General features: G+C 46.1%; 7 protein-coding genes. 2 read left to right on the plus strand and 5 right to left on the minus strand.

Annotation, left to right across the window (positions count from 1 at the left end; genetic code table 11):
- On the minus strand, positions 1-399 hold a 399-nt coding region (locus VFS25_RS04500; RefSeq protein ID WP_326460926.1), incomplete at its 3' end, for a glycosyltransferase family 2 protein.
- A 208-nt stretch (positions 400-607) separates the two neighbouring features.
- Here VFS25_RS04500 and VFS25_RS04505 point away from each other — a divergent pair.
- Both VFS25_RS04505 and VFS25_RS04510 read left to right on the plus strand, forming a co-directional pair.
- On the plus strand, positions 608-1,810 hold the full coding sequence (locus VFS25_RS04505; RefSeq protein ID WP_326460927.1) for a hypothetical protein: 1,203 nt from the start codon (positions 608-610) through the stop codon (positions 1,808-1,810).
- A gap of 246 nt (positions 1,811-2,056) precedes the next feature.
- Positions 2,057-3,022 carry a hydrogen peroxide-inducible genes activator gene (locus VFS25_RS04510; protein ID WP_326460928.1) on the plus strand — a complete coding sequence of 322 codons (966 nt, stop codon included), beginning with the start codon at positions 2,057-2,059 and terminating at the stop codon, positions 3,020-3,022.
- A gap of 336 nt (positions 3,023-3,358) precedes the next feature.
- Here the strand turns inward: VFS25_RS04510 and VFS25_RS04515 are convergent, their stop codons facing one another.
- From VFS25_RS04515 to VFS25_RS04530, 4 genes are all read right to left on the minus strand, one after another.
- Complete coding sequence (locus tag VFS25_RS04515) at positions 3,359-4,162, minus strand: M48 family metallopeptidase (protein ID WP_326460929.1); 804 nt, start codon at positions 4,160-4,162, stop codon at positions 3,359-3,361.
- A 300-nt stretch (positions 4,163-4,462) separates the two neighbouring features.
- The gene (gene plsY, locus VFS25_RS04520; protein WP_326460930.1) at positions 4,463-5,113 is read right to left on the minus strand and encodes a glycerol-3-phosphate 1-O-acyltransferase PlsY; all 651 of its coding nucleotides are present in this window, start codon (positions 5,111-5,113) and stop codon (positions 4,463-4,465) included.
- 124 nt (positions 5,114-5,237) lie between these two features.
- Positions 5,238-6,053, minus strand: a complete 816-nt coding sequence (gene prmA, locus VFS25_RS04525) for a 50S ribosomal protein L11 methyltransferase (RefSeq protein ID WP_326460931.1) — start codon at positions 6,051-6,053, stop codon at positions 5,238-5,240.
- 180 nt (positions 6,054-6,233) lie between these two features.
- Entirely contained in the window at positions 6,234-6,980 is a 747-nt protein-coding gene (locus VFS25_RS04530; RefSeq protein WP_326460932.1) for an NIPSNAP family protein, read from the minus strand.
- Between the last annotated feature and the right edge of the window lie 153 nt (positions 6,981-7,133).

Below are 7,133 nucleotides of genomic sequence, written 5' to 3' on the forward strand. Positions count from 1 at the left end.
ATACAACGGCATGCCGCCCCTGAGCGCTCCATTACCCAAAATGCGGGAGCCAAACACCACCGGGTACAAGCCATTGGCAATTGGGTAGGCCATGGAGGGAATAAGCAGCGGCGTGTATTGATAATCGGGGTGCAGCATAATTACAATATCGGCGCCCAGCTCCAGGGCCTTGTTATAACAGCTTTTCTGGTTGCCCCCGTACCCCTTGTTGTGGTCGTGCTGTATAATATGCCGGATGCCCAGCGCCTGGCCTACCTGCACGGTATCGTCCCGGCTGGCGTCATCTACCAGTACAACTTCATCCACAATGTCAAAGGGAATTTCAAGATAGGTTTTTTCGAGTGTTAATGCTGCGTTATAGGCCGGCAGTACCACTACTATCTTTTTACTATTGAGCATAAAGTGGCGAAATTTGGCGCAAATATAACAGGAAACCCGGCAATCCTACCTATCAAATAAAATCATACTATCTTTGCACCGGAATTTATTTTTGGCATCATATTTTCTTAACATACTGTTAATAAAAAGCGAACACTGCATGAACTTGCTTTATATGAAAAATGCTTTAAGATGTGTTATCCTGTCCCTACTGATGATAAGTGGCAGCATGCTAACCGTCCGGGCCCAGGACAAAACAGATACAATACCGGCATCTGTAACGCAGCCCCAGGAAATGCGCACCAACATCCGGACTGCCGATACCACTATCCGGAAGCTGATTGAAGACCTGCAGAAAGTAGCTGACAGCGACCGGCAAAATTCAAACGCTATACAGGGGTTATTACAGGGTAAGGAAATAGATAACCTTACCAAGTATGAGCTGATCAAAAATAACCTGATCAATGCCAGCGAAACCTATTATTTACTGAATAAGAAGATCATTGACCTGAAATCACGCACCACCACCAATAACCTGGACGTGTTTATAACTGCGCTGAACAACCCGGAAAGCAAAGAGCTGGGTTTTTCGTTCAGCGACCGTATTGTGGAGCTGGTGGAAAAAATAGTGCTGCAGGGCAAAGCCGATAAAAATGACCGGAACGGCAAAATAGTAGAGTCTACCAAATCCATTATCAACAGCCCTATTTTCCAGAGCTTTACCTCGCTTACGCCGCCCCTGGCCATTGCCAACTCGGTAATGAACTTCCTGCACAGCGTAAGCGTGAATAACAAGCAGATAAGCCAGAAAACACTGCAGTCATTTGAAAAGGAGCTGAATAAATACGTGGTTTATTATACCGCGCTGAACGACGCCAACCAGAAGTTTGAATTTGGCCTGAACTTTAACAAAGACCAGCTGACCCTGTTGCAGGATAACCTGTACGATCACCTGATGTTTACGGCCAGCGCACTGAAATTCAAGCTGCCGCAGCGTGGAAATAAACCCATCGGCGAAACCATGAACGATTTTTTCCTGGATTTCAAGAAAGAAAAGGTGGTTGACTTCTTTAACGACCTGGAGGCAAAATATACCAAAGGCAAACGGATAGATTATGAACTGCTGCTGCGCGAAAACCCGAACCTGAAGGAAGTAAATAACCAGCTGGAAGACCTGATACTGCAAGCTAAAAGGTTTGAGAACCTGTATAACGAGTACTTTACCCTGCTGGACTCTTACTACAGCAAGGTGAGCAACTCGCTGAAAATAGCACAGGATAACGGCCTGGCTGCCCAGAATGTAATAGACAGCAAACAAACAGAATTCCGCAACCTGAAGAATGAGGCCGTAAGCGACATCCAGGCATCCATCAACATCAAGGAGCTGTATAATAATACGGATAAGGTAAAGTACCGGTACAGGATATTTTAATTACGAATTGTTCAATTACAAATTAAAGAGCGGGTACTAACGCTTTATGCTAATTATATAACTGGCCCTGCATCTTCCGGATGCGGGCCTTTTTTTTAGCGTTTACATATTTACGCGCTCATTGCCTGTTACAATACATTCATCGGCACTCGCTTTTTCCTTTGCTTCAGGCAATTCGTAATTCGCAATTGATAATTCGTAATTACATAGATTTTCTCTATACCTTTAGGTTATAAATAGAGCACAATGACAACTGTTCAACTGGAATACATTGTAGCGGTAGACACGTACAGGAGTTTTGTGGTAGCTGCGGAAAAATGCTTTGTAACACAGCCTACACTGAGCATGCAAATACAAAAGCTGGAGGATGAACTGGGTATTAAGATATTTGACCGGAGCAAGCTGCCGGTAGTGCCAACGGAAATCGGCATTTCTGTAATTGCCCAATCCCGCGTAATACTGAAAGAAAGCTCCCGCATTAAGGAAATTATAGCCGGTCATAAAAAAGAGATACAGGGTAACCTGAAGGTAGGCATTATCCCTACCCTGGCGCCTTACCTGCTGCCGCGCATTCTTACCAGCTTTATGAAAAAATACCCGAAGGTGAAGCTGGAAATATGGGAATACCCTACAGAGCAGATCATGCAGCAGCTGAAGCTGGAGCTGCTGGACTGCGGCCTGCTGGCCACTCCCCTGCATAATCCTAACCTGGAGGAGCAGCCTCTCTTTTACGAGTCGTTTGTGGTGTACACTGCTAAAAACAATGAGCTGTTCAGCAAAAAAGTCATAAAGCCGGATGACCTGGATGTGAAAGAAGTTTGGCTGCTGAATGAAGGGCATTGCATGCGCAACCAGGTGCTGAATATATGCCGCGATAAATTTACAATGGGCGAGTACAAGAACCTGGAATACAATACCGGCAGCGTGGAAACGCTGAAAAGGATGGTAGACCTGAACGAAGGCTATACCATTTTACCGGAGCTTTCCCTGCAGGACCTTACTAACCGGCAAATGAACATGGTGCGCTATTTTAAGTCGCCGGAGCCGGTGCGGGAGATCAGCCTGGTTACCCACCGCTTTTTTATTAAACAGGCGCTCATAGGCGCTTTTAAGAAAGAGATACTGGCGCACATACCTGAAAAAATGAAAGCGCAGAAACAGCGTAAGGTAGTGGATATTGTACCGGAGAAAACGCTGAAGGCAGAAAGCTGAGGGAAAGTGGAAAGCAAAGAGTAAAAAGCAAAAAGTAAAAAGCAGAAAGCGGAAAGCGGAAAGCTAAGAAAAGCAAATTGCTAACCGCTAAATATGGAATGCCGAAGGCCTTTGGCTGAAGATAAATTGCTTCAATGCCCTGTGCACTACGGTCAAAGCACCAATAAAAAAGCATAAAGCGTTGCAATAGTTGAGCAGCCCGTAACAGATCCCCTGCTGGCCTTACAGATAAAAAAGCATAAAGCGTTGCAATAGTTGCATGTGCTTTATGCTTTTTCTATAGTTATTGATTTATGTGCAGGTAGTACACTACATTAAGCTTTTTGCTTTTTGCTTTTACTTAGCGGGCGTGTAATACTTCATGGCTTCCGGCATCAGCTGCTGCAGCTGTTGTATGCGGCGTGAATCACTGGGGTGGGTGCTTAAGAGCTCAGGAGGTTTTTGGCCGCCGCTCATATTAGCCATGCGCTGCCAGAAGGGAATGGCTTCCTGCGGGTTGTACCCTGCCATAGCCATAAATATTACGCCCAGGTGATCGGCCTCCAGCTCATTCTGCCGGGAGAAAGCCAACAGCCCTACATTACCACCTACGCCAAATGATTGCAGAAAGATGTTCTGCGCCTGCGGGTTACGGTTCAGCGCTACAGCGCCAGCCACCTGTATGCCCTGGGCTATAAGGCCCTGGCTCATACGCTCGTTACCATGGCGGGCAATAGCGTGCGCAATCTCATGCCCCATTACACAGGCCAGCGCGGTCTCGTTCTGGGTTACCGGCAGCAGGCCGGTGTACACTACCACCTTACCACCCGGCATACACCAGGCGTTTACTTCCTTACTATCTACCAGGTTAAACTCCCATTTATAATTGGCTATTTCCTTGCCCATGTTATGGCTGTTCATATAGCGCGTTACCGCACCGGCAATACGGGTACCTACTCTCTTTACCATTTCCGCATCTTTACTGGAAGCAGCAGACACTGTTTTGTTCTGTGATAAAAATGTTTGATACTCCTGCAATGCCATGGACTGCATCTGGCTTTCAGGGATAAGGTTCAGCTGACTACGGCCGGTAATCGGCACCCGGGTACAGGCAGCCATTAATCCCAGGCCGGCAGCTAAAAAAAAGACAGTCTTTTTCATGGGTGAAATCATGTTTAATTACGAATTATCAATTACGAATGCGTCAAAAATTCCAATACATAATTGATCTATATTCATAACAAATCTACAGTAATGTAGTTGGTTCAGCAGCAAAAATACTTTAGAGCAATCGGTATGCCAAACAAACAGGGGTAACAAATTTTCAGTTTCAGCGTAAACCTGCTGTCAAAGCAGGTATGCAGGCTTATCTTTCTATAAAAAAGATCAACCTGCATTGCCTGCAATGATATTTGACTGCTGTATATAAATAAGTGGAACCTATAAACAGAAGAAACGCGATCAGGGTTTACGACGGAAACCCCTCCTGTTCTTGAACAGCGGCACCTTGTTTTCATTACCGGTGAGCAGGCGCGCAATATTTTTCTGGTGGGTTAGCACCACCATTAATGCTACCGCAATAGCAAAGATGCGGTAAAAAACTTCGGGCTCGTTAAAGATGTAGAGGATCAGGATCGGAAAGGCAATACTGGCAATTATAGAGCTCAGCGATACATACCTCGTAAAGAACAGGATCATCAGGAAAACGCCCACGCAGCAAACCGCTACTATAGGCTGAATAGCCAGCACCAGCCCAAACAGGGTGGCAATGCCTTTACCCCCCTTGAAACCGGCCCATATCGGGAAGATGTGGCCCACTACGGCGGCCAAACCTAAACCGATCTGGAAGTTTACCAGCTGGGTAAGATGATCTGAATTCTGATAATAGGGTAATAAATAGGAAAGTCTTACTGCTATGACTCCCTTCAGCATATCCACCACCATTACAAAGGTGCCGGCTTTAGGGCCCAGTACGCGGAAAGTATTGGTTGCACCGGCATTGCCGCTGCCATACTCCCGTATATCCATACCAAAAACCCCTTTGCTCACCCAAACAGCGGTAGCTACTGATCCTATCAGATAGGCACAAATAAGGAATAACAATTCTATCATCACAATAAGTTAGAATGCTAAGATAACAAAAATCTGCGCCAAAATTAATAAAATATTATCTTTTTCTTTAACACGAAAGTTGAATAATGGCTACTTTTTAAACGTGTTAAATATAACGGTTTTTTTATCCGGTTACCAGCTTTATTGCCAGCCAATTGTCCTGCTCAACCTGCTGCTGCCGCTGCAGGCCCTGCTTTTGGGCATTTTCCAAAATTATTTTTTCGTCCTGTACCATAATGCCGCTCAGCAGCAGCACACCGCCCGGGCTCAGCAGCCGCCGCATATCGGCCATATACTGCAGCAGGATATTCCGGTTGATGTTAGCCAAAATCACGTCGTAAGCACCTTTAATATTTTCCAGGCTATCGGCCTGCCATATATGAATATTGACCTGGTTACCGGCAGCATTCTCCTTACTGCTCTCTACCGACCATTCGTCTATGTCTATCGCATCTGTTTGTGCAGCGCCCATTTTTTGCGCCAGTATGGCCAGTATACCGGTGCCGGTACCAAAATCAAATACTTTTTTGCCGGCAAGGTTCAGCTGCTGCATTAAGCGGATCATGGAAAAGGTGGTGGCATGGTGCCCTGTACCAAAAGCCATTTTGGGAGTGATCACTATTTCGTGTTCCAGCGGTTGTGTAAAAGGCGGATGGAAACCGGCGCGTATGCCGCAAAAGCCGTCAACTATCACCGGCTCAAAATTACTCTCCCATAGGGCATTCCAGTTCTCCTGCTTAATTTCTTCTTTCGTATAGGTAATACCGTAGGGCTGCAGCAGCTCATCCAGCGCAGCTTCATTAAAACCGGCAACAGGAATATAAGCTATGAGCACGCCGGGCCTTTCTTCAAACCCTTCGTAGCTGATTTCGCTTAGCTGCGCCACCAGCATATCTGCCAGCTCAGGCGCACAGGTGATGGTGATGGATATGTGTGACACAAGACGAAGATAATTACGAATTGGCAATTACGAATTACGAATTGAAATGCAGCGATTGAATAAGGCGATTAAAAACCGGTTCAGACGCTATACCTTCAATTCGTAATTGAATAACGAAACCGTTAAAATCCGGTTCAGGCACCGCACTATTAATTCTTAATTGACAAATTCGTAATTGACTTATATGTCCGAGTATTCCGTGGGATGTAGGAACATAATATCCTGGTGAGATACGTTGTGCTGGTACTCCGGCGCAGCCACCAGCTGTTTCCAGGCCGGGTCGCTGCCAAAGGCTTTCCAGTGCTCATCGCGGGCGGCCTTGTTTTCAAAGGTGGTGAGGTACATCAGGTTGGGCATGTGGCTGCCGCTGATCACCTCTCCATAAAATACAGCGTTAAAGTTCAGGCGTTTGAAAATACCTATTTCGCCGCCTTTATTGAACATCTGCACCTTATTGCGGTATAATTTTTCAGTGGGCCCCTCATAGCTGCGCAATTCGTATATGCGTTCGCCTTTAGGACCTGTTAATGCCGGCAGCTCCATTTGCGGGTGGTCGGGAAAGGCCTGCAGCAGAATGGTTTCCATGCGCGTATAGGGGGCAGCGTTATAGGCTGCATCCAGGTACGCGGCGCCGGCAGCTATATAATCCTTATTGGCATCCAGCTGAGCAGGAAGCTGTACAAACTGCTCCAGGCGCCGGTAAGGTATTAATACATAAATGCGGCGGTCGGCAGCTGTATCATTGCCTACCGGCTTAAATACGCCAACTTTGGCAATACCTGCCTTATGCGCGGCGGGCAAAAAAGCTTGTTCCAGGTAACGATCTACCATACCTTCCTGCGCGGCATCTTTCACATGATAGACCCTGATTTCGTAGAATTCGCGCTGCGGTGGTTTTACGGCAGCATTAGCGGAGGATTGCAACATGCACATTAAAATACTAAAACATAAGCCCAGGCTTCCGTTTAACGATCTTCTGAACGATCTTAACGTTGTAAAGTTCAACATGAAATTTATAAATTAATTAGCGGCAAACGGTCGTTCAATTTAATGGTAAACATGCAGCTTTTCCAACCGAAT

Origin of the sequence: Chitinophaga sp., from assembly GCF_035761305.1 — a bacterium.
Classification (GTDB): domain Bacteria; phylum Bacteroidota; class Bacteroidia; order Chitinophagales; family Chitinophagaceae; genus Chitinophaga.